The organism is Deltaproteobacteria bacterium, from assembly GCA_016709225.1.
In the GTDB taxonomy this organism is placed as follows: domain Bacteria; phylum Myxococcota_A; class Polyangia; order Nannocystales; family Nannocystaceae; genus Xiheibacterium; species Xiheibacterium phototrophicum.
The window spans coordinates 898,119-919,745 of record JADJEE010000012.1; the positions used below are offsets into that span (position 1 = coordinate 898,119).

Annotated in this window: 20 protein-coding genes; 5 read left to right on the forward strand and 15 right to left on the reverse strand. The window is 71.2% G+C overall.

Annotated features, from left to right (window positions below):
• Positions 1-62: 62 nt before the first annotated feature.
• Complete coding sequence (locus tag IPH07_28700) at positions 63-266, reverse strand: hypothetical protein (protein ID MBK6921412.1); 204 nt, start codon at positions 264-266, stop codon at positions 63-65.
• Positions 267-533: 267 nt separating this feature from the next.
• Here IPH07_28700 and IPH07_28705 point away from each other — a divergent pair, with 267 nt between their 5' ends.
• The 3 genes from IPH07_28705 (at position 534) to IPH07_28715 (ending at position 4,346) form a co-directional block, all read left to right on the forward strand.
• The gene (locus IPH07_28705; GenBank protein ID MBK6921413.1) at positions 534-1,853 is read left to right on the forward strand and encodes a hypothetical protein; all 1,320 of its coding nucleotides are present in this window, start codon (positions 534-536) and stop codon (positions 1,851-1,853) included.
• A 12-nt stretch (positions 1,854-1,865) separates the two neighbouring features.
• Positions 1,866-2,627, forward strand: a complete 762-nt coding sequence (locus tag IPH07_28710) for an SDR family oxidoreductase (protein ID MBK6921414.1) — start codon at positions 1,866-1,868, stop codon at positions 2,625-2,627.
• A gap of 252 nt (positions 2,628-2,879) precedes the next feature.
• Positions 2,880-4,346, forward strand: a complete 1,467-nt coding sequence (locus IPH07_28715) for a VWA domain-containing protein (GenBank protein MBK6921415.1) — start codon at positions 2,880-2,882, stop codon at positions 4,344-4,346.
• A 21-nt stretch (positions 4,347-4,367) separates the two neighbouring features.
• Here IPH07_28715 and IPH07_28720 read toward each other — a convergent pair whose 3' ends face one another.
• The 4 genes from IPH07_28720 to IPH07_28735 all read right to left on the reverse strand — a co-directional run bounded on the left by IPH07_28720 (position 4,368) and on the right by IPH07_28735 (position 8,033).
• Positions 4,368-5,765 carry a DUF2341 domain-containing protein gene (locus IPH07_28720; GenBank protein ID MBK6921416.1) on the reverse strand — a complete coding sequence of 466 codons (1,398 nt, stop codon included), beginning with the start codon at positions 5,763-5,765 and terminating at the stop codon, positions 4,368-4,370.
• 43 nt (positions 5,766-5,808) lie between these two features.
• A complete protein-coding gene (locus IPH07_28725; GenBank protein ID MBK6921417.1) occupies positions 5,809-6,978 on the reverse strand; it encodes a hypothetical protein in 1,170 nt (389 codons plus the stop codon).
• Positions 6,979-7,068: 90 nt separating this feature from the next.
• On the reverse strand, positions 7,069-7,761 hold the full coding sequence (locus IPH07_28730) for a pseudouridylate synthase (protein MBK6921418.1): 693 nt from the start codon (positions 7,759-7,761) through the stop codon (positions 7,069-7,071).
• Positions 7,758-8,033: a hypothetical protein gene (locus IPH07_28735; protein ID MBK6921419.1), complete on the reverse strand. Its 276-nt coding sequence runs from the start codon at positions 8,031-8,033 to the stop codon at positions 7,758-7,760. The genes IPH07_28730 and IPH07_28735 overlap by 4 nt, the downstream gene beginning before the upstream one ends.
• A gap of 93 nt (positions 8,034-8,126) precedes the next feature.
• Here IPH07_28735 and IPH07_28740 point away from each other — a divergent pair, with 93 nt between their 5' ends.
• On the forward strand, positions 8,127-9,959 hold the full coding sequence (locus tag IPH07_28740) for a threonine--tRNA ligase (GenBank protein ID MBK6921420.1): 1,833 nt from the start codon (positions 8,127-8,129) through the stop codon (positions 9,957-9,959).
• On the forward strand, positions 9,956-10,456 hold the full coding sequence (locus IPH07_28745) for a hypothetical protein (protein ID MBK6921421.1): 501 nt from the start codon (positions 9,956-9,958) through the stop codon (positions 10,454-10,456). The genes IPH07_28740 and IPH07_28745 overlap by 4 nt, the downstream gene beginning before the upstream one ends.
• Here the strand turns inward: IPH07_28745 and IPH07_28750 are convergent.
• The 10 genes from IPH07_28750 to IPH07_28795 form a co-directional block, all read right to left on the reverse strand.
• Positions 10,444-11,931: a methyltransferase gene (locus IPH07_28750; protein ID MBK6921422.1), complete on the reverse strand. Its 1,488-nt coding sequence runs from the start codon at positions 11,929-11,931 to the stop codon at positions 10,444-10,446. The two genes, IPH07_28745 and IPH07_28750, sit on opposite strands and share 13 nt — an antisense overlap.
• Positions 11,932-12,054: 123 nt before the next feature.
• Positions 12,055-13,023 carry a hypothetical protein gene (locus tag IPH07_28755; GenBank protein MBK6921423.1) on the reverse strand — a complete coding sequence of 323 codons (969 nt, stop codon included), beginning with the start codon at positions 13,021-13,023 and terminating at the stop codon, positions 12,055-12,057.
• 4 nt (positions 13,024-13,027) lie between these two features.
• Positions 13,028-14,161 (reverse strand): hypothetical protein, encoded by a 1,134-nt coding sequence (locus IPH07_28760; GenBank protein ID MBK6921424.1) that lies wholly within the window; start codon positions 14,159-14,161, stop codon positions 13,028-13,030.
• A gap of 23 nt (positions 14,162-14,184) precedes the next feature.
• On the reverse strand, positions 14,185-14,688 hold the full coding sequence (locus tag IPH07_28765; GenBank protein MBK6921425.1) for a hypothetical protein: 504 nt from the start codon (positions 14,686-14,688) through the stop codon (positions 14,185-14,187).
• Between the two features lie 402 nt (positions 14,689-15,090).
• Positions 15,091-16,026, reverse strand: a complete 936-nt coding sequence (locus tag IPH07_28770) for a radical SAM protein (protein ID MBK6921426.1) — start codon at positions 16,024-16,026, stop codon at positions 15,091-15,093.
• A gap of 19 nt (positions 16,027-16,045) precedes the next feature.
• Positions 16,046-16,939, reverse strand: coding sequence for a hypothetical protein (locus IPH07_28775; GenBank protein ID MBK6921427.1), 894 nt, complete (start codon positions 16,937-16,939; stop codon positions 16,046-16,048).
• Positions 16,940-16,991: 52 nt separating this feature from the next.
• Positions 16,992-18,806 (reverse strand): radical SAM protein, encoded by a 1,815-nt coding sequence (locus IPH07_28780; GenBank protein MBK6921428.1) that lies wholly within the window; start codon positions 18,804-18,806, stop codon positions 16,992-16,994.
• Positions 18,807-18,846: 40 nt separating this feature from the next.
• Positions 18,847-19,542, reverse strand: coding sequence for a glycosyltransferase family 2 protein (locus IPH07_28785; GenBank protein MBK6921429.1), 696 nt, complete (start codon positions 19,540-19,542; stop codon positions 18,847-18,849).
• On the reverse strand, positions 19,539-20,483 hold the full coding sequence (locus IPH07_28790) for a hypothetical protein (GenBank protein ID MBK6921430.1): 945 nt from the start codon (positions 20,481-20,483) through the stop codon (positions 19,539-19,541). Before IPH07_28790 ends, IPH07_28785 begins: the two co-directional genes overlap by 4 nt.
• Positions 20,476-21,603 carry a radical SAM protein gene (locus IPH07_28795; GenBank protein ID MBK6921431.1) on the reverse strand — a complete coding sequence of 376 codons (1,128 nt, stop codon included), beginning with the start codon at positions 21,601-21,603 and terminating at the stop codon, positions 20,476-20,478. The genes IPH07_28790 and IPH07_28795 overlap by 8 nt, the downstream gene beginning before the upstream one ends.
• Positions 21,604-21,627: the final 24 nt, after the last annotated feature.

The window sequence follows — 21,627 nt, forward strand, 5'->3', positions numbered from 1 at the left end:
GCGTCGGTGATCGGCGTGGGTCCGTCGTCCATGTCACGCGAACCGCGTGACGCGAGTGCGACTCATGTGTGGTCGCGGGCCTGGATGACGGCGCTGGCCGCCGCGATGAACGGCAAGAACAGCCCCAGGCGCCAGCCGCGACCGACACCCAACAGCACCAGCGCGACCGCAGCGGTGCCCGCCATCGCGAACAACACCACGCCTGCGCGCATGCGCATGCGTCGCTGACGGGGCCCGATGTTCGGGGTGCAGGCGGTCGCGTCCATGGTTTCGAGAAGAAGCTAGCACCCGATCGCGATCGTGCCCGCACCCTGGCGAAACTAGTACCTCGACACAGCGATAGTGACGGGCCATGACACCGCCCTGACCGCGCCTCGCTGCGTTGCCGCACCTTGAAATACGCCCGGGCCGACGACCCGATCCGGGTCGTGCGTACCGCACCGACGACGCAGATCGAGGGGCCCACCGCCGGTACGTCACCGGTACGCTTGCGTCGTCGCCGCTGGCACGGCCCGTGCGATGTGCAGGGCTGCATGCCCCGTCGCGCCTCGCTCGCGTGTGCCGCCCTCCTCCTCGCCACGACCCCGATCCTGCACGCCGCCGGCCCTCGTGCGGCGCGCTCGCACACCACCGCGGAGGCCACCGCCCAGCCCGGATCGACGACGGCGGCCGAGCGCGCCGCGGTGGTCGGCGATACCACCATCGACGTCGGCAGCGGTCAGTCGATCACGATCAGCCCCGAGGGCTCGATCCGCCTGGGCAACGAGACCTTGGTCGGCACGATCGGGCTGGAGCCGCAGGCGACGCAGTACAGCTATCGCCTCTCCCGCGATGCGATCACGGTGGCGGTCGGCGTCCGCATCCCGCACCTCGGCCTTCAGCCCGACCGCGTGGTGCTGGCCCACATCGACCTGCTGCACGACCGACTGGTGTGGAGCGCGGAGGTGAGCGCCGACGTCACCTCGCGGGCCTGGGGCGAGTGGGCCGTGATCTTCCACGGTCGTGCGGCGCTGGTGCAGCTACCCGATGCCCTGGTCGCGGTCGACATGCGCACCGGCACGCAGCTGTGGTCGTTCGCGTCCGTCGACCCCGCCTTCGAGGAGCACTACACCGGCAGCTTGGCGGTCGAGCACGGCGCATTCACGGCCGTGCGCACGCGCGTGGATGGTCGCGACGTGTTGCTCGACGCCAAGCTCGCGGCCACCGGTCGTGAGGCGCAGCTGCGGCTCGACGTCGACACCGGCCGGCGGCTCGATGCTGCGACCGCCGAGCACGCCCGCGCACCGCGGGGCCTGTTCGAATTCTCGGCACGCGTGCGACCGCCGGCCGACGACGACCAACCGGCACCGCCACCGCCACCGCCCAAGGGCTATCGCGGGGTCACCGTCGGCCCCACCGCGCTGTTGTGGAACGAGCGCACCGGCCACGGCATCGTCGTCAATCCACTCGCGAGCGCGACGGCGGAGATCCTCGCGGCCGCCCGGGCGCAGCGCTTCACCGCCGCCGACGGCACACTCGCGCCGATCGACTGGACGCTGGTGATCGACACCGCCACGCTCGCCACCGAGATGGTCGTCGGCAAGGTCACGCCACCCAAGAAGCGCCCGAAGGCGCCGAGCATCGTGTTCGACTACGACCACGCGCTCGACGAGTCCGGCGAGGTCATCGCGGTCGATGCCATCGCCGCAGTGCTCGACGCCAGCGCGGTGGGCGGGCGCGTCGACCTGCGCGATCTGGTCGACGGCGTGCGCGTCGACCAGGACGTCTACGGCTCGATCATGCTGGTGTGGGGCCCGATCGGGTTCCACGACGACACCCACCGTTGGCCGGCCAGCCACGTCATGCGTCCGTGATAGAACCCGAGCATGGCGCTGCAGCTCTCCCTCGAAGGCAAGGTCGCAATCGTCACCGGCGGTGGTCGTGGCATCGGCAAGGACATCACCGAGCGCCTGGTCCAGGCCGGAGCCGACGTCGCGATCGCCAGCCGCAAGCTCGAGGCGCTCGAGGCGTGCGCGAAGGAGCTGGCGCACCACGGTCGACGCGTGCTGCCGGTCGAGTGCCACGTGGGCAAGCCCGAGGATCTCGAGCGGCTGGCGGCCACCGTCGAGGCCGAGCTGGGACCGGTCGACATCCTCGTGAACAACAGCGCGACCAACATCGGCCAGGGCCCCTCGCTCGAGACCTCGACCGCGATGCTCGACAAGATGATCGACGTCAACGTCAAGGCCACGTTCACGTTGGTGCACCGCCTCGTGCCGGGGATGATCGCGCGTGGGCGCGGCTCGATCATCAACATCGCCTCGATCTCGGGCCTGCGTCCGCAGGCCGGCGGCCTCTTGTACAGCTACACCAAGGCCGGGCTCATCATGCTCACGCGCAGCTGGGCCCGCGAGTTCGGCCCCCATGGCGTGCGCGTGAACGCGATCGCCCCGGGCCTGATCCAGACCGACCTGAGCGCGTACTACTGGAAGGACCCCGCGCGCATGGCCGAGCTGGTCGGCGACCAGCCGATCCGCCGCATCGGGCAGCCTCGCGACATCGGCTTCGCGGCCGCCTATCTCGCCAGCGATGAGAGCTCGTTCCTCACCGGACAGGTGCTGGTCATCGACGGCGGCGCGCTGGCCTAGTACCTCGACACAGCGATTGTGACGGGCCATAACACCGCCCTGACCGCGCCTCGCTGCGTTGCCGCACCTTGAAATATGCCCGGTATTCCGGCGGCACGGCGCCTTGCGGAGTCGCGGCCATGACGGCGTTCTGACCCATCACAATCGCTGTGTCGAGGTACTAGCAGCCGCTCGCGCCGGCGGTCCCGACCTGTAAGCCCGCACCCCGCGTCGCGCGTTGCAGGGTCACCGATGCGTCGCCTGAGCCTTGCCTTGTCCCTGTGCGCCTCACTGCTGGCCGGATGCCAGGGTGCGCCCCCGAATCGAGCCACCACCGTCACGCCCGGGGCGAGCACGCCGAGCGCCACTGCGCCGGCACTGGTCGAGCTCGCGATCGACCTCGACCGCGACGCGATGCCGGCCGACACCCGCACCCGCGTGATCGCCCGCCTGCGGGTCGACGCGGCCGAGCTCGCCCAGCAGCAGCGACCGCCCATCAACCTCGCGGTCGTGATCGACACCTCGGGCTCGATGGTCGGCGACGCGATCGCCCAGGCCCGCGCCGCCGCGGGTGCACTCCTCGACGGGCTCCAGGAAGGTGATCGCATCGCCGTCATCACGTTCGATACCCACGCCGCGGTGCTGGTCGCCCCCACCCTCGTCGCCCGCGACACCCTGGCACCGGTGCGCGAGCGCATCGGGGCGATGGAGGCCCGCGGCACCACCGACCTCGCCGGCGGTCTCGCGCTTGCGCTGCAACAGCTGACGAGCGCGCCGCTGCCCGGCGGTGTGCAGCGCATCGTGCTGCTCGGCGATGGCGTACCCAACGACGCGGCCCCGATCCCGCAGTACATCGCGCAAGCCAGCGCGTCGGGGATCTCGATCTCGGCGCTCGGCTTCGGCCTCGAGTACGACGAGACCGTGCTCGGCCAGCTCGCGCAGGGCACCGGCGGCCGCTTCCATCGCATCGCGCAGGGCGAGTCGATCGAGACCGCGTTCCGCGACGAGGTGTTCCGCATCGAGCGCGTCGTCGCCAGCGGCGTCGTGCTCACGATGCAGCCGGGCCCCGGCGTGAGCATCGAACGCGTGCTCGGCCACGCGACCGCGCCCGACCAGAACCGTGCCCACGCGGTCCGACTCGCCGACCTCGCCGAACACCAGCGCCAAGATGTCTATGTCGAGCTGATGGTCGAAGGCCACCGCGACGGCGCGAACATCGAGCTCCTCGATGCCACCGTCGCCTATCAGGACCGCACGGCGAATGCCGGGATGCTCTCGCAGCGCACGTTCATCGGCGGCAAGGCCACGAGCAGCGACGACGTTCCACGCGACCTCGAGGTCGAGCGCGGCGCCGCGACGGCCCGCGCGGCCGCGGCGACCGTCGACGCGATCGCTCGCTCGCGGGCCGGCGACTTCGCCGGCGCCGACGAGCTGCTCGAGGTGGCCGAGGTCGCCGCGCGGGCGATCGCGAAGGCGGCCGACGACGCCGCACTCGCCAAGGACGCCGACGAACTCGCGAAGCTGCGCAAGAGCCTCGCCGCGGAGCGCAAGCGCTACGAGAAGGCGATGGCCGAGGCGGAACGGGCCGCCCGCAGGGAGCAGCAGGACGCGAGCAAGGGCGGCCAGCCGCTACGCCCGATGCCGATGCCCGCGCCGCACGCCTCGATGCCGGCGGCCGAGCTCGACAGCATCAAGGCCAAGCACTCACGCGCGGTGGAGACGCTGCAGCCGCAGGACTGAAGCGTCGCCGCGAACTCGGGCCTACGGCCACGTCTCGACCGCGCCGTACTCGAGCAGCGCGTCGGCGCCGGCCTGGGCCTGCAGCGCGATCCAGCTCGGCATGCGCACGACGTGCTCGACGCGCAGCTCGTCGATGCGACCGTCGAACCAGCGGCTGGGTACGTCGCTGTCGCCGATGAGCAGCTCGACACCGTCGTCCATCACCGGCCCGCCCAGCGGCGATCCGCTGTCGAGCGCCACCGGCTGCTCCACGCCGTCGATGTAGAGGCGCGGCGGCGCATCGCCCAGCGCGTCGTAGGTCGCGGCCACGTGATGCCACTGCTCGAGCGTCAAGCTCATGGGTGGCGTGCCCCAGATCTGCTGCGCCGTCGCGAAGCCGTGGCGGAACCGCAGCTCACCGCCGCTGTTGCCATCGACGTAGAACATCCAACCCCCGTTGCCGCCGCCGCTCTTGTCGGCGATGCGCCCGCGCAAGGTGCCGCCCCACGAGGTCGCGGCGATCCACGCCGACAGGGTGCAGCCACCGAAGCAGACGTTGTCGAGCGTCTCGTCGCCGGCGACGGTGATGCGTCCATCGGTGCCGGTGAAGGCCTGAGCCTCGCCGAGCATGCCCGCCGCGGGCGCGACCTCGCCGCTTGCGACACCGAGATGACCGCCCTGCGTGGCGTCGTCGAGCGCAGCGTCGAGGTGCCACACGCCGGCGTGATCGGCCCACACCGTCGCGGGATCCTGGGCGTCGGCCGCGGTGGCATCGCCCCAGTACAGCCACGCCGTGGTGCCGTCGGGCGGCAGCTCCGGCACGCGCACCCACAGCAGCGCGCCTTCCTCGGGGGACCACCGCTCGATCTCGTGGGGCAGCGCCTCGCCCTGCGCACCGACGACGCGCAGGTCTTCACCGGCGGGCTGCGCAGTGGCGAGATCGAAGCGATCCAACGTGAGCACGACGGGGAGCGTCACCGCGGACTCGGAGACCATCGCGCCGGCGCTCGGGGTCGCGACCAGACGCATCCGACGATGCATCGCGCACAACACCCAGCCGGGCGGGCAGGCGACGCCGACGTCACCCGTGCGCACGCCGGTGGTCGACGCACTGTCGTCGGCACCCGAACCACTGCTGACCTCGGCTTGCGCGCTCGATCCACCGACGGTGCTGGTGGAGACGCCGGTATCGGCGACCCCGGTGCTGCCATCGACGGGCTCGACGCAGCGGCCCCCCCGTCCCGCGGGGGCGTGATCGCCATAGCGGCGGCCCGACGCACAGCTGTCGTCGGGGAAGCTGCAGGCGCCATCGGCCTCGCAGAACCCGATGCCCTCGGGCCCGACGCACTGTTCGTCGTGTTCGCACACGAACGCGCCGACGCGACACCCTGCGCCGGCGACGAGCGCCAGCCCCAGACGCAGCTTCGCGGCGCGACCCACTTCGACATGGTACCGCGCCGCGCTGCGATCGTGCGCGCGCCCGTCAGCCCGCGCCGAGCTCGAGCTTGTTGTACGCCTGCTTGGCGGCATCGCGCACCGGGTGGCACCAGCAGCCCTGATCGAGATACGGATCCGACCACTGCAGGCGCTCCATGTGCTTCTTGGCCTTCGTGAGCGACAGCTCGCCGACCGCCCACGCCGCCTTCGCGCGCACGTACGGCTGGTCGCTGCCGAGCGCCTTCACGATGGCATCGTCGACGTTGCGGCACTTGTCGGCGACGATGCCGTCGAGCGCCCACTCGGCCGCGGTCGTCGCCCCCCCAGCCAACGCACGCCGCCACATCGCCGCGCGCTTGTTGCAGTCGCCCCAGGCGTCGTGGGCCTCGAGGAATGCCTTGCTGCGATCGAGTGCGCGGGTCGCCGAGGGCAGCGCACTCCTGCCGTCGAGCAGGTAGTCGCGCACCGAGTTCACCAGCTGATCCTCGCCGACCCGCTGCGCCAGGGTCCCGAGCACCGCGTCACCCTGCTGCGCCGATGTGTCGAGCACCGCGACGAACAGGGTCTCGTACTGCTTGGCGGAGTAGAGCTTCTCGGCGGCATGGGGCACGCACCAGTCCCACGCGGGCAGCTTCGGCGCGCACTCACCGTCGACCCAGCGGCGCACCGCGTTGGCGTCGCTGGCGATCGCGACGTCGAGCGAGGCATCGATCGCGGCGCCGGTGCGCTCGACGTACGCGACACGGCCCTTGCTGGTGGCGATCTCGGCGGCCGCCGCAAAGCGGCCCTCGGGATCGTGCTTGGCGAGCCCGGAGTCGCCGCACTTGGACTCGATCTGCCGCGCGAGATCGGCGGCCTCTGCATCGAGCGACACGTCGCCCTGCAACGGCTGCCGCGCGACCCGCTGCTGCAGCCCGCCGAGCAGCGCCTCACCGGCATGCTTGCGCAGCTCCTGGTTGCCCTGCGACGGGACCTTCGAGGGCTTCTCGAGGCACTTGTAGAGATAGGCGCTGCCGAGCTCGCGGAAGGCGGTCGCGACCGCCTGCGGATCGGTGCTGCTGACCAGGGTGTTGCGGTGCTGGGCGATGCCACCGGAGTCGATGGCGTCGACCCCAACGGGCGTCAGCTCGCCCTTGGCCGCACGCACCAGCAGCGAGCAGCCGCTGGCGGACGAGAGGGCCAAGGTGGAGACGAGGGCGAGGGTGCGGATGGACATGGTGCGGACTGCTTCCCTGGGGCGCGTGTCTTGCCCCGCACCCCACCAAGGCGGCCGCGCCCACCAAGTGACGCATGCCCGTCGCACGCGCTAGCTCACGGCCGCTGTCGTGCGCACGGCTGCGTCCAGCACCGCGTCCAGCCGTGGCTCGACCGCGAGATCGAGGCGTCGATCGTCGAGCTCACAGCTCAGCGCGATCGCGCGCAGCATCAGGCCCGGCTGCGACAGCGCGCGCCACAGCCGGTTGTGCGCACCATCGCCGTGGCGCACGTCGCCGACCACCGGGTGGCGGACGTGGGCGAAGTGGCGTCGCAGCTGGTGCAGTCGACCGGTGCGTGGCCGTGCCTCGACCAGCGTGTAGCGGGCGCTCGAGTAGCGCCCACACGCGCGCGCGAGTTCGACGCGCGTGCGCGCGAACCACCGCGTCGACGCCGGCTGAAGTGGACCGCCCTCGTCGTCGTCGAGCGGCGAGTCGATCTCGCCGCTGCCGTCGAGCCAGCCCCGCACGATCACGAGGTAGCGCTTGTCGACCGCGTGCGCGGCGAAACGATCGGCGAGCGCGCGGGCCGAGCCAGGATCCAGTGCGAACACCAACACGCCCGACGCGCCACGATCGAGGCGGTGCACCGGATAGAGGTGCGCGCCGATCTGATCGCGCAGCGTCTGCAGCACTGCCGGTGCGCCGTCATCATGCTGGCCGTGGCGATGCACGACCATGCCGGCGGGCTTGTCGATCGCCACGAAGCGATCGCACAGGTGCAGGATCGGCAGCGGCGTGATCACGGCTCGTCGGGCACGATGAAGCAGCCGGCGTCGGTCGGCTCGCAGACCAGTGTGCCGTGCACCCCGCAGGCCTCGACGCGCCAGTGCTCGATGTCGCCGAGGCGCATCGCCTCGACCGCGACCTCGTCGACCGGACAGCCCATCATGCGGGCGGCCTTGAGGCGGGCATCGGCCTGCATCGTGCGCAAGAGCACGAATGCGGCGACCACGGCCACGCCGAGCACGAGCCCGAGCACCGTCACGAGCGCACGCATGCGGCGGCGAGTGGTCATCGCGACGGCCGCGACTCTACCCAAGCCGCCCGTGCACGTCGAGGCGCCGCCAAGCTGGCGAGCGCGCCGCAGGTTTGCCACCATCTGGGCGCCATGGACCACGACGAGCAGCCTCGGGACGAGCTCTACCGCATTCGCCACAGCCTCGCGCACGTGCTCGCGCAGGCGGTGCTGCAGCTGCGCCCTGGCTCCACCCTCGGGTTCGGACCACCGATCGACGACGGCTTCTACTACGACTTCATCTTGAGCGCGCCGCTCTCGGAGGACGACTTCCCCGAGCTCGAGAAGCGCATGAAGCACATCCTCAAGCAGGGCCAGACCTTCGAGCGCGAGGAACTCGGCGCCGCGGATGCGCTCGCGCGCATCGACGGCATGAACGAGCCCTACAAGCGCGAGTACGCGCAAGAGCTGATCGAGAAGCGCGGACTGCCGGGCCTGTCGTTCTACAAGAATGGCCCATTCCTCGACATGTGCGAGGGGCCCCACGTCGAGAACACCCGCAAGATCCCCGAGGGTTGCTACAAGCTGCGCTCGATCGCCGGCGCGTACTGGCGCGGTGACTCCCGCAACGCGATGATGACCCGCATCTACGCGTGGGCGTTCGCGAGCAAGGAAGAGCTCGACGCCAAGGTGAAGGCCTACCGCGAGGCGCTCGCGCGCGACCACAAGAAGCTCGGCCGAGAGCTCGACATCTACGTGATCGACGACGAGATCGGCAAGGGCCTGCCGCTGTGGCTGCCCGCCGGCACCGTGCTGCGCGACGAGCTCGAGAAGCTCGCCAAGGAGCTCGAGTTCAAGGACGGCTACCAGCGCGTGGCGACGCCGCACCTCAACAAGGTCGAGCTCTTCTACAAGACCGGCCACCTGCCCTACTACGCGCCGCACATGTACCCGGTGATGGAGCTCAAGGAGACCGTCACCGACGCGAGCGGCAGCCACGAGGTGGTCAAGGAGGCGTACTGCCTCAAGCCGATGAACTGCCCGCACCACCACCGCATCTTCGCGGCGCGCATGCGGAGCTATCGCGACCTGCCGATCCGCTTGGCGGAGTACGGCCAGGTCTATCGCTTCGAAGACGCCGGCGCGCTGTCGGGCCTGCTCCGCGTGCGCGGCATGTGCATGAACGACGCGCACATCTACTGCACCGAGGAGCAGATCGAGGACGAGTTCCTGAAGGTGATGGATCTCCACCGCCGCGTGTACGAGATCCTCGGGCTGTCGAGCTACCACCTGCGCTTCTCGACCTGGGATCCCGAGGACCCGAAGGGCAAGGAGAAGTACGTCGACAACCCCGAGGCGTGGGCCCGCACCGAGGCGCTCGTGCACCGGGCGATGATCAAGAGCGGTCTGCCGTTCACCGAGGGCAAGGGCGAGGCCGCGTTCTACGGGCCCAAGATCGACATGCAGTTCAAGACGGTGACGGGCCGCGAGGAGACCGCGAGCACCAACCAGCTCGACTTCGCGGTTCCCGAGCGACTCGGCCTCAAGTACATCGGCGCCGACAACAAGGAGCACACGCCGTACTGCATCCACCGCGCGCCGCTGGGCACCCACGAACGCTTCATCGCGTTCCTCATCGAGCACTACGGCGGTGCGTTCCCAACCTGGCTGGCACCGCTGCAGGTACGCGTCATCACCGTCGCCGACGCCTTCAACGAGTACGGCAGCAAGCTGGTCGCGACGTTGCGCGACAAGTTCGTGCGCGCGGAGCTCGAGTCGTCGCACGAGACCTTGAACAAGAAGGTCCGCAACGCGGTGACCGAGAAGATCCCCAACGTGCTGGTCATCGGCGAGCGCGAGGCCGCCGACGGTACCGTGACGCTGCGGCGCTACGGCGATCCCAAGCAGGAGACCATGCCGTTCGCCGAGTTCGAGCGGCGCCTCCACGCCGCGATCGCGAGCCGCAGTCGGGACCTGCCGGCGTGAGCGCAGCGCGACGTCTCGGGCTGCTGGCACCGGCGCTCGCCGCCGCGTGCGCCGAGCCCAGCGCGTGCGAGCACGACGACGAACCCGCGCTCGCGCTCGGGCTCGCGTCGACCGGCGACTTCACACCGCTGGTCGACGGCGCGACGCTGCCGATCTCGCGGGCGCCGCAGGGTGGCTCGGGCCTGCCGGTGCGCGTGCGCACCCGCGGGTTGCTCGCCTCCAACGACGCGACCGCCACGGTCACGCTGTCGCTGACGCTGGCGGGCATGCCGGCTGGCACCTTCACGCTCGAGGGCTATCCACTCCTGTGCGAGGGCAGCGACGTGGGTGGCAGCCTCGGCGTGCAGGTGGTGCCGATCGACCCCGACCGCTACGCCACCGAGGCCCAGCTGATGGAGCTCGATGGCGCGGCGGCGGAGATCTCGATCGAGGCGGTCGACGACGACGGCCGCAAGGCCGAGGCCAGCGCCGCGGTGGTGCTCGCCTACGACGGCTGACCCGGCGGCGGCGCGCACACCAACAGGCCCGTGCGCAGGCCGTCGCGGATGAACGCGAGCGCGTCCTGCTCGATGTCGTCGACATCGACGCCGAGGGTGTCGGCGTGCAGCGCCAGCGCGTCCACCAGGTTCGCCGTGTCACGAATGCTGGTCAGCAGCAGCGTCGAGGTCTCGCTGAGCTCGCGGTCGACCCCCGCCCCGTCGCGGAAGCGGACGAAGACCTTGTCACCGCCGTCGTCGCCGAGCGACTGCTCGTGCACGAGCAGCGCCACCGGGCTCGGACGCACCGTCATCGACAACAACGCGTCGTCGGAGGCCCCGGCGGCCGCGGCCCCATCGATGAGGGCCATCAGCGCGGACGCCTCGAAGCCCACCAACGCGCCGGGCTCGAGCATGACCAGGCGGCCCTGGTCGCGGCCCCGCCGCGCGAACAACAAGGTGTGCCGGACCCGCTCGACACCGAGCCGCGCGAAGTGGTCACGATAGCGCCGCTGCTGCTCGCGATAGCGCGGGCCGAGCTCGCGGTCCTCCAGCGACGCGTACGCGATCGACTGCATCACCGCATCGGCGCCGCGCATCGCGACCACCGCGAGCTCGAGTGGCCGCGCACCGACGGCCGCTTGGATCCACTCGACGAGCGCGGCGCCGTCGGACGCCGTGGCGTCGAAGAGCACCCACGCGCGGCCGCCCTCGGCCAGCCCATCGAACAGCTGCCCGAGCAGCCGCTGCGCCAGCTCGTCGCCACGCGCGCCGCCGTGCAGGAACGTGACGGTGTCACCGTCGTCGGGCCGCGCGACGTAGGCCGGCTGGCTGACGATCGCATCGAAGCGGCGTCCTCGCACCGGCGCGGCGAGATCGCCGACATGCCACTCGCACGTCAGCTGGTTGAGGCGGCCGTTGAAGTGCGCGAACGCGATCGCGCGGGGATCGATGTCGACGCCGACGACCTCGGCGACCCCGGCACGCCGAGCCAGCAGCGCCAGCGTGCCCGCACCGCAGCCGATGTCGAGCAGGCTGCCGACGCCATCGAACGCGAGCGAGCGCGCGAGTTCCTCGGTGGTGGCGCCGGGGCCCATGACCGGGTCGACGTCCACCTCGAACGGCGTCGATGCGATCCACATGCCGTAGTACGGTTGCACCCGCAGTCGCGAGCGCACCGTCTGGTCACCCCGCAGCACGCCCGCCTCGCACAGCGCGGCCACCACGGTCTCGCCGAGCGCGGCCACGGCCGCGGTGCGCGGCACCGGACCGTCGTAGGCGAACAACGCGGCCAACGTCGAGCGCACGTCACCCCGGCGCGACAGCTCGTGCAGCACCGCGGGTACCCGCACGCCATCGAGCAGCCGGGGAGCGATCGCCTCGCAGGCTGCGGTCGCGGAGGCGTCATATCCCGCGCGCGTGAACGCATCGCGCAAGCCGGTCAGGGTCTCGTCGGAGATCGTCGCCAGTCGATCGGTGTCGAAGCGCGCATCCATCACGCCCGACTCTACCAAGCATGCGCCGCCCCGGCAGCCGGCGACGCGCGAAGGTGAGCGACGCGCGAGCCCCTGCGTGCGGACCAAGGAACGCAGGGGACTCGCGCGTGCTCGGGGATCCCGTCAGAAGCGCCCGCGTAGCACCACGCCGGCGAACTTTCGGGTCACCGACGGCGCGAACGCAAGCTGGGCCTTCCGCTTGTTGTTCGCGCCGACGATGATGAGGGAGACACCCGTGATGGCGAACACCGGTGCCATCACGGCGCCGGTGATGAGCAGTGCGTTCATCGAGCGACCGCGCTGGTCGATGCGTGCCCGCTGCTCGTCGGTGTAGCCCGGCAGCTTCTGGTCCTCGCGGGCCCGCGCGCCCTCGACTGCACCGACGCCGATCATCGCGGTCGCACCGAGGCCGATGGCGAGCATCACCGCGCCGCTGGCGATGAGCGGTGTGGTGCCGCGCGGCTGGTCGACCTGCGCCGCGCCGTGGGCCCCGGCGCCGCCGTTGTTCGGCGCCGCACCGCCGCCGTTGTTCGGCGTGCCGCCGCCGTTGTTCGGCGACGCACCGCCGCCGTTGTTCGGCGCCGCGCCGCCGCCGTTGTTCGGCGCCGCACCGCCGCCGTTGTTCGGCGCCGCGCCGCCGCTGCCCTCGGCCTTCGCGAGGTTCGCCTTCATCACATGCCGGGCCTGCGCGACCTGATCCGGGATGTTGCTGGTGCCGTGGGCATCGCGGTAGGCCTTGAAGTAGCCGTAGTACGCGTCCATGCCCGAGCGGAGCATCTGCACGTCACCGCTGCCGTCGTACGCGGCTTGGTACGCCGCCATCACGTCGAGGATGATGGACGCACGCACCGTGCGGGTCTCGGGCGACTCGGGCAAGCGGCCCAGCAGACCGTTCCAGGTCTGTCCGGCGGCGGCGTAGTCCGCCTTGTCCCACGCGCGCTTGCCCTCTTCGTAGCGGGTCCGCTCGCCCTTGGCGAGCGCGGACGCGCTGGTGTTCAGGGTCCCCGCCGCGCTGGCCACGGTGCCGTGGGCCAGCGTGAGGGCGAGGGTCGAAGCGACGAGCCATCGCATGTGCTTGTTGGTCCGCAACATGACGCTAGTCCTCGCCGTCGCAGGTGACGATGTCCGTGCGACCGACCGGGACGCCGTCGGTGCAGTAGTCGCCCTCCCAGATCTGATCGCACGACGCGTTCAGACACTGCAGGCCCTGGTCGTCGTGGCAGCCACCACCCGCCTCGCTCTTCACCTTGCACACGCCCTCGAGGCAGTAGAGGCCCTGGGCGCAGCGCGGGGTGTCGTCGGTGGCGTAGTCCTCGTCGCACTCCTGGCCTTCGCTGGCGCCGATGCGACACTCGGGGTTGGCCTCACCGTCATCGGTCGCGTCCTCGCACACGCCGGTCGAGCACCAGTTGCCGGTCGGGTTGGCCGCGTGCTCGCCGGGGACGCACACGTCGCCGTTGCCGAGCTGGCTGGTACGGCACAGCTGACCGTCGTCGCTGGTGATGCAGCCGATGGTGGTCGAGGGGTTGCACTCGCGGTCCGAGCTGCACGGCTGGTTGGCGTTGACGACGATCTCGCACTGCCCGCTGCCGCCGATGTCGCAGTAGAGGCCGGCTTCGCACTCGTTGATGGCGGTGCAGTCGTCGTGCAGCCCGGCGTCGGTGCGACAGCTGTCGCCGGCGCAGTGCATGTTGTCGACGCAGTCGTGGTCGGTGTCGCAGCGATCACCGTTGGTGTTCTGCCGCTCGAGGCAGTAGGTGTACGTGTGGTCGTCGTAGTCGACCGGGATGCAGCTCTCGCCCTCGGGGCAGGACGCATCGACCGCACAGTCGTAGTAGGTGTTGCAGTAGGCGATGCAGGTCTCCGACTGCGGGTCGCAGGTCAGGTGCTCGAGGCACGGCAGCGTCTCGGTGCCGACGTCGGGCTGCTGCGCGTCCTCGAACTCGCAGTGCTCGCCCTCGTCGGCACGGATCGCACAGCGGCCGCTCGCGATGTCGCAGTACAGCCCCTGGTCGCACTTGTCGTCGGCCTCGCAGAACTCGTCGACCAGGCCCTTGTCGACGCACACGAAGATGCCGTCCTTCTCCTCGCACGACGACCCTTCTTCACACTCGATGTCGTAGCCGAGGCCGGCGAGCGCCTCGCTGCAGGGCTCGCCCTCCTTCTGCGTACCGGTGAAGAGGTTGCGCAGGTCGCAGGGGTTCTGCGACGGGTCCCCGCCGGGGTGCACACGGCATCCTCGCCGGCCGGCTCTCAGCACTGCTGCTGCTCGATGAGATCCTTGCAGTCGGCGGCGGCCTGGGCGTTGGGCGTCGAGCGATCGAGACGAACGCCGAAGCCGAGCGTGTACAACAGGTCGCCGCGCTGTAGCTCGGGCTTGTCGTCGTTCGAGTAGAGCTGCTGGGTGAAGCGCTCGGTGCAATCTGCGGCGTCGGTGGTGAAGGGTCCGAGGCGATAGGTCCGCTCGCCATCGTCACAACACTTGAACTCCCAGTCGCACAGCGCTCCGATGAGCGGCTCGACGTCGCTGCCGTCGCCACCACCACCGGTGTCGGTGTCGGTGCCGCCGGTGGGATTGCTGCCGCCCTCGGCGCTACCGGTCTGCGTGGGGTTCGCGGTGTCGCCACTGCCGTCCGCACCATCGGTGCCGCCGGAACCATCCATGTCCGTGGCGCTGCCGATCGTGCCGTCGGCTGCGTCGTCCGCAACCTCCTCCTTCTTGTAGCAACCCGTCACCGCGAGCATCGCGAGTGACACGAAGAGCACACTCTGAGTCTTGGTTGTCCGCTGTAGGCCCATCACGGAGGTCTCGAACGTGCGACCGCGGGGCACGATTCAAGGCAAGCTCGCGTCATCGTTGGGCACTTCGTTGGGATCGCGTGCTCGACTCGAGCAGCGATCGCACCGTCGCGTCGATCGAGATCACAGCGCCTCTCGCCCGCTCCACGCCATCGGACGCACGCCAGATCCAGCATCGGCGCGAGTCGAGCAGCGCTGCTCGAGTTGGGCACGTGACCACCCCAAGTTGGGCAATTCCGTGGCTCGCACGACGCTCGAAGTTTTTTTGCCCCCGTTCGCGGACTGCGAGCCAGACCGCATCTACCGGGGGTTTCGAAGCCGACCGCCACCGGGCCCTGGCGCGCGACCGCGCCTCGGGCATCAGTCCGGCTCGGCCAGCACGCGGTCGATGATCGGCTGGGGATCGACGAAGACCGGCGCCAGCTCGCCGGGGTCGTAGTGGTCGCCGCGCTCGAACAACCCGCCGCAGATCCCATCGAGCGAGCAGCGGCGGCAGACCTCGGCCTTGGGGTGGCGAAAGTCGGTCTGCCGCACGGTGCCCTTGGTGTCGAGGAAGTGCACGATGCGCTCCTCGCCCTTCACCATCTTGCGGGTCTCGGTGCTGCAGTGGGCGAACTCGGTCATGTAACACAGCGGCACGCGCTCGACCCGAAAGCTACGCCCGCTGCGATGCAGGTATCGCATCGCCCGCGCGAGCGACAGCTCGAAGTCGGCGAGCCGCGGCGCGGTGTCGCGGTTGGTCTCGGCCCGGCCCATCGAAGGATCGAGGTTGTTCCACACGAAGTGCGAGATGAACTCGAAGCGCCGCGTGAGCGCGACGACCGTCTCGTCGAGGTGGTCGGCGTTGTAGGCGTTGATCACGGTGTTGATGTTGACCGTGGCCCCCGCGGCCCCGAGGCGCTCGAGTGCCTGCATGGCGAGCTGGTGGCTCCCCCTGACGCCGGTGAGGAAGTCCTCGAGCTCGGCACGCGCGCTGTGGATGCTGACGTGGAAGTGCGCCAGCCCGGCCGCGACGTAGCGCTGGGCGAGCCCCTCGCGGGCCAGCTGCGAGCCGTTGGTGATCATGCGGACGTGGAGGCCGCGATCGCGCGCGTAGGCTGCGACCTCCGGCACGATCGGCGACAGCGAGGGTTCACCGCCGGTCAGGATGATGCCGAAGTAGCCCCGTGCCACGAAGTCGTCGACCTGCCGCTGCGCCGTCGCGAGGTCGAGCACGTAGCCCGATGCGGGGTTCGAGCAGAACCGGCAGTACTGGTTGCAGCCGCGGACCAGCTGCATGTAGCCGAGGTTCGCCACCCCGGCATCATCGCACGGCTCACTTCTTCCAGCAGGAGTAGTCGATGGTCGCGGTCTGCTTGCTGGCCTTGGCGGGGGCCGGCGGCGTGGCCGCGAGGTCGATGCGCGTCAGGTTGCCCTTGGCATCGAAGCGGTAGGTGAACTTGCGGTCGACCGAGCCGTCCTTGCCGAGGTCTTCCTTGATGGTCTTGATGCGACCGTCCTTGTCGTAGGTGATGTCGAGCGCGGTGGCATCGTCGCTCGCCTCACCCTTGGTCGAGGCCTTGCGCACGTGGCCATCGACCACCTGCGCGTCGACGTCGGCGCGCTTGGCCGCGATCGGGTAGCCCGGCTCGAGCCCGACGAAGGCACCCAGACCGACCAGCGTGATCTCGCGGTTGCCACCGTTCTCTTCGCTGGCGGTGACCTTGGCCTTGCCGAGGTTGCTGCCGGCCTCGAACGTGGGCTCGATGCGTAGATCGGTCTTCTTGTCGCAGCCGAGATCGATCGAGACCTTGGTGACGTGATCACCGGCGCGCTCGAACTTGGAGCAGGTGTCGGCGGTGCCGTCGTTGTCGCCGTCGACGCGCACGGTGCCACCGGCCTCGGTGTACTTGAAGCGCAGCGTCGGCCCGCCCTTGTACGAGATCTTGCACGGGCCCGGCCACGGACCGGTCGGCGTCTCGGCCACGACCGGCGCCGGGGCCTCACCACCGGTGGTGTCCTCGTCGTCGTCCCACTTGTCGTTCGCGAAGGGATCCTCGGGCAACGTCGGCTCGATCGGCGCGGGCTCGGGCACCGGATCGACCTTGCTCTCGGGCTGCTTGGCCGGCGGCGGGACCTGCTTGGTCTCGTCACCACCGCCGCCGCAGGCGAGCGGGGCCAGCGAGCACGCGAACAACGAGCACACGAGGAACGACGGACGGCGCGACATGGAGGGTGGCTTTCTCGAGGGACCGTTTCGGGCGTCGGAGCTTCGGCGGCCGTCATGCATCGGCGTCGATCGGCACCAGCTCGTCGGTGCCGTGCAGCTCGGCGTAGCCGCGCCGCAGACCAAAGCAGCGGCGTTCTAGCACACAACGACGGCACGCGTCGGGCTTCACGAACTCGCCGCCATCGATGCCGGCGGGCAACTCGGCGAGCCCGCGACCGCCGTCGGGGTAGCGAGCGAGCTCGCCGGGTGGCAGCAGGCACAGCGGGATGCCGCACATGGAGTCGAAGCCACCGACCTCGAGGCCGAGCGCACGCGCGCGGTCGAGGCCCTCGCGCAGCGCCGGCATGATCTCGGCGTAGCGCGGGACCATCGCCGGCGTTCGTGGCACGAGGTCGGTCGACGGCGCCACGAACGAGACCGTGATCGCCGCGTGGGGCCAGCGCGCGTGCACCAGCGCGACGAAGGCCGGGAACTCGTGGTGGTTGCGGCGACAGACCACGAAGTTGATGCGCAGTCGCAGCCGATCGTGCAGCCGCGCCAGCGCGTCGAGCCCGGCGCAGGTGGCCGCGAAGGTGCCGGGCGCGACCGTGACGGCGTCGCTGGTGTCCGCGCTCGCGCCGTGCAGCGAGATGAACGCGCTGTCGAGGCCCGCATCGACGAGCGCTTGCGCGAGCGCGTCATCGATGCGGGTGGCGTTGCTCTGCAGCTCGACCTCGAGGGCACCGCCGGCCTTGCCGCGCCGCACCCAGTCGAGCAGGCCGGGGTCGAGCGTGGGCTCGCCACCGGAGAGCACCAGCACGCCGCCGCGGCCAGCGATGTCGTCGATCGCCGCGGCGACCGCGTCGCGTGGCGCGGCCGGCAGGTGCGTCGACACGAAGCAGAACGCGCAGGCCTGATTGCACGCGAAGCCAATCCGCACGATGCGAGCGGCGACGGTGCGGCCATCGCTGCGGCGCCACAGCTCGTCGGTCACGAGTTCGCGCGCAATCTGTCGCTCGACCGACTCCACCTGCGACAACCTGCGGCGCAGGCGTTCGTCCGCGATCGGGCGCGCGTGCTGCTCGGCGTGGCTTCGCCAGGGCGCCGGCACGCCGACGCAACGATCGGCGATCGCACAGCTCGCACAGGCGGCGATGCGACGTTCGTGGTCGCGTGCGGGTTGACCGGGGCCGAGCGCATAGGCGTGCGCGAGCCGATCGGGCCGTCGCAGCAGGCACGGCGGCAGGAACCCCGAAGGGTCGAGCTGCAGCGGCATTGCGGCCCGACGCGCGTCCTCGGCGAGGGCCTCGAGCCCCGCGATTGCGTCGGGCGCCTCGGCGACCGCGCCGTCGTCGGGCGATCGCATCACCACGCGGGCCCACAGCCGCGTGACGGCCGGCAGCTGGGTGCGGATCGCCTGCGCCAGGCCGCCGAGCTCCGGCAACGTCGGGGCCGCGATCGGTACGGCCGCCTCGACCACGACGCCGGCCCGCTGCAGAGCCGACGCCGCCGTGCGAAGCCGACCCAGCCCCTCGGCATCGCCGGTGACGGCCGCATGTCGCTCGATCGCAGGCACGTGCAGCCGTGCGATCGCCAGCCCTGCGTTCGCGAGCGCGTACGCGCGGGCGTCGTCGATGCCGACGCCGTTGGTCTCGAGCACCACCTTCGCGCCGCTGCGCCCGGCGGCAGCGACGATGGCCGGCAGGTCGCCGCGGAGGCTCGGCTCACCGCCGGTCAACACGACCTCCGCGAACACCCGCGCCTGCGTCAACGCGGCCGTCAGCGCGGCCGCACCCGCCACCGACGCGCGCTCGTGCGGCCGCCGGGTGTCGCAGAAGCTGCAGCGATGGTTGCAGGTCTCGTTGGTGAGCACGCGAACGGTGCGCACGGGCGGTCAGCATAGCGTGTCGCCGCACGCAAAGGCGAGCTCACGGCCGTGTGCGGGCGGGGCCATCCCTGCGTAGCGCCACCATGCAGCCGAGGATTCGCGCGCCATCGCGGATCCGCTGCAGGCCGGTGTTGCCGTGGGTACGGGCCCGACGCGAGACCGGCACCTCGGCCACGCGGGCGCCGGCCTGCAGCGCACGCGAGAGCACCTCGGTCTCGATGTCGTAGCGGCGCGCCGCCAGCGGCAGCCGCTCGAACAAGCGCCGACGGATGGCGCGAAAGCCCGCCTGCGTGTCGGTGAGCGCCACGCCGTAGAGTCGATCGAAGACCCACGAGAGCGCGCGGTTGCCCACGCGATCGAGCGCCGTGATTGCACCCGGTTCGAAGCGGCCGAGGAAGCGCGAGCCGATGGCCAGATCGGCGCCGCCATCGATCGCCCGGAGCAACGCAGGGATGTGCTCGGGCGGGTCCTGGCCATCGCCGTCGAGGAACACCAGCACGTCGCCCGAAGCGATCGCCGCGCCGCGACGCAGCGCGAGGCCCTTGCCGCCCCCGCCCGTGCAGCGCAGCACCCGGGCCCCAGCGGCGGCCGCGAGCGCGCCGGTGCCGTCGGTCGAGCCGTCGTCGACCACGATGACCTCGCCGAGCGCGAGCCGATCGCACGCCGCCACCACGGCCGCAATGCTGCCGGCCTCGTTGCGCGCCGGAATCACGATGCTGCAGGCGGGCGCGCTCACAGCAGCGCCTCGACGCGCGCACGATCGGCGGCGAAGTCGAGCGCCTGCAGGGCGAACAGGGTGCACCACACGTTGCGGTGGCGACTGGCGTCGTCGTAGTGCACCGCGCCGTCGACGGTGCGCGCGGCGAGGAAGCGCAGCCCGCGGTCGATCGCGCCATCGAAGCGATCACGATCGATCGCGCACCACAGCCGGATCGCCTGCGCGGTCACGTCGGTGCGCGCGGGGCCGTGGGCACCGGCCGCAGCCGACCACCACGCCGGCAAGCCGCCGTCGTCGCGCTGCAGTGCGGCCAGCTGCTCCGCCGCCGGCACGAGGCCAGCGGTGCCGCCGTGCGCCCACTGCCCCTCGAGCCCGTACGCGATCGCATGCAGGTACGCCGGGCCCTCGCCGTCGGCGACGCCGAAGGGCAGCGGTTCGCGATCGCCGACGCGGGCCACGAGCGGCGCGGCGATCGTCGACCACAGCGCGGGCACGACGTGGCGCAGCACGGCGAGCTTGCGCAGGTGGCCGCCAAAGCGACGACTCCAGCGCTGCGGCTGCGTGGCCGGCCAACACGCGCGCACGCCCTCGACGGCCCACTGCAGCCGCTCGGCGCCGCGGCACCAACTCGCGTGCGGCGCGTCGTCGCGCGCCCGAGCCCAGCGCGACAGCCCGGCCAGCACGACCGCGAGGTCGAAGGCGTACGCGATGCCATCGCGCCCGACCGCGTCGTCGTCGATGCACGCACACAGCCAGCGCGCGACCGCCGGCGCGCGCGCGTGGGCCAGCGGCTCGCCGGCGGCCCACGACAACCACAGGCCACCGGCCTCGGGATACACGTGACCGCCGACCCACGCCCGCACGCGCCCGTGCTCGTCGACCACCGCGTCGTCGATCAAGAAGCGCACCATCGCGTCGCGATCGGGACGCGCGTGTGGATGCTGGTCGCCGTCAGCCATCGCCGTCCCCGCGCAGCAACGCGAGCGTGCGCGGCACCGTGCGGCGCAGCGTCGCCAGCGGCGCGCCGGCCAGCGCCGGGTAGGCCTCGCAGGCCGAGAAGCAGCCGCCGCAGGCGAGCCGATCGATGTCGGCGCGGACGCGTCGCACATGCTCGCTGCGCCACAGCGCCCGCAGATCGTGCTCGCGCACGTTGCCCAGCGGGCGATCGTAGATGTGGCACGGCAACAGCTCGCCCTCGGGCGACACGAACACCGTGCTGCGCAGCGCCTGGCAGCGGATGCCGGCGGGCTCGCCACGCTCGATCGCCGCGAGGTTGACCACGTAGAGCGACTCCATCAGCTCGGTGAGCGAGTGCGGCACCCCGCGAGCGATCGCGTGGCGGCGCAGCGCCGCGGCAACCGGCACCCGCAGCTCGGCGAGCGCGGCATTGCCGTAGAAGTGCTGCGACAGCTGCATCGCGTTCAGGTGCCACCGCCGCCGCTCGAGCCACGGCAGCGCCTCGCGCAGCGCGGCCCAGGTGGCTTCCAGCTCGCCGGCGTTGTGGCGGGTGAGGGTGGTGCCGACGTGGACGTCGATGCCGCGGGCGCGCAGGCCGTCGGCGGTCGCGACCGCGCGCGCGAACGATCCCGGGCGGCCGCGGATGCGATCGTGCAGCGCCGCCGGGCCATCGACGCTGATCGTGACGATCAGCTCGACCGCATCGCCACCGCGCGCGCGCAGGCGCTCGCGCAGCCGCGAGCTCTCGTCCAGCACGCGGGCGGTGAACCATCCGTTGCTCTGGAAGTGCAGCACCAGCAGCGCGCGCGCGTGGGTGACGACCGCATCGAACACGGCGCCGATGTCACTGCGCAAGAACGGCTCGCCACCGGTGAGATCGAGCCAGACCAGCTCGGGGCACTGCCGCAGGAACGCACCGATCTCGGCCGGCGTCAGCTCGTGCGCGACCGGCTGCGACCAGGTGTGGCACATCGCGCAGCGCAGGTTGCAGCGGCGCGTCAGATCCAACACCACGCGCGTGGGTCCGGCGGGACGCCGCCACCAGGTCTGCGCGAGCGCAGTCACCAGCTTCGCGCGCGCACGCACGCCGGGGCTCGCGAGGGGCGGCGGAGTCGACGACAAGGGCTGCCTCGCATGATACCGCCG